At 41.7% G+C, this 1,327-nt stretch carries 1 protein-coding gene and 1 pseudogene; both read left to right on the top strand.

The window, feature by feature from the left end:
- Positions 1 to 31 precede the first annotated feature (31 nt).
- Positions 32 to 355 carry a helix-turn-helix domain-containing protein gene (locus J2Z32_RS22200; protein ID WP_210091383.1) on the top strand — a complete coding sequence of 108 codons (324 nt, stop codon included), beginning with the start codon at positions 32 to 34 and terminating at the stop codon, positions 353 to 355.
- A gap of 23 nt (positions 356 to 378) precedes the next feature.
- Positions 379 to 1,236, top strand: a pseudogene (locus tag J2Z32_RS22195) (IS3 family transposase); the annotation flags it as partial.
- Positions 1,237 to 1,327 lie beyond the last annotated feature (91 nt).

Raw genomic sequence — 1,327 nt, 5'->3', positions numbered from 1 at the left:
GCCTAATCGGAGAGGCAAAGGAGTGTCCCCTATGAATAAAGGACGAAAAACCACTTACGAAGAACGTATTGAAATTGCCCAATTCACCATCGCCTCTGATTTAGATTACCAGAAAGCGATCGACAAATACGAGGTTTCTTACCAACAAGTGTACGCATGGGTACGGAAGTATAAAGCAAGGGGTCAAGAGGCTTTGAAAGACCTACGTGGTCGTAAAAAACCGGTAGAAGAACTAAGTGAGGAAGAACGCTTAAAACTTCGGATTAAGGAACTCGAAGCACGTAATGAGCATTTAGAAATGGAGAATGCACTCGCAAAAAAGTTGGCAGAGATCGAGCGAAGACCTACACACTAACCTTAGTTCGGCATGCAAATCTTTATCGAGCGATTACAGAACTGCATGCCGAAAAAGGATATACGCTTACAAAGCTTTGTAAGCTAGCAGGAATTGCACGATCCGCCTATTATAAGTGGTTGCTGTGGACACCATCGCCAAGAGAACTTGAAAACCTTGCACTAGCCAAGGCAGTCAAACATCAGTATGAGAAACGAAAAGGAATACTGGGTTACCGCCAAATCCGAACTCAGTTAAATCGGAAGCTCAAAACGAACTATAACCGTAAACGGTATTACCGAATCATGTCTGCATTAGAATTGAAATCCGTAATTCGTAAGAAACGGCCTCATTATGTGAAAGCTTCGGCCCTTCATGTGGCTGAAAATGTGATGAATCGTCATTTTCAGTCCGAGGCTCCAAATTTAAAATGGTTTACGGACGTGACAGAATTAAAGTACGGCAACGGGCGTAAAGCCTATCTAAGTGCGATTGTGGATGGGTATGAAAATGCAGTGGTTTCGTGGGTGATGAGTCACTCGAATAATAATGAGCTTGTGATGAATACAGTGAAGAAAGCCTATGCAAAAAATCCAGGTACTCGACCGCTTCTACACAGTGATCGAGGCTTTCAATATACTTCACACGAATACCATCGACTCCAGAAGAAATATAAATATATAGCGAGTATGTCTCGTGTGAGTCGGTGTTTGGATAACCAACCCATTGAGAGATTCTGGGGAACGTTTAAGGCAGAATGCTTTTATTTAGAGAAATATGAAACGTATGAGGATCTCCTTCGCAGTGTGAGAACCTATATGCGTTACTATAATAATTATCGTTATACAGAACGACTTAACGGATGCTCTCCAAACGAATATCGACAAGCAGCCGTAGGATAAAAAATTATCCCCTCAGAGTTTAGAAACAGAGGGGATACAATCATAACGTTTTTTTGTTTTTTAGACTGTCTACTTGACAGGGTGCAGTTCA

This window comes from Paenibacillus turicensis, from assembly GCF_017873435.1.
In the GTDB taxonomy this organism is placed as follows: domain Bacteria; phylum Bacillota; class Bacilli; order Paenibacillales; family Paenibacillaceae; genus Fontibacillus; species Fontibacillus turicensis.
Note: the sequence above shows the minus strand (reverse complement) of the source record. Positions and strands in the feature narration are given on the sequence as shown.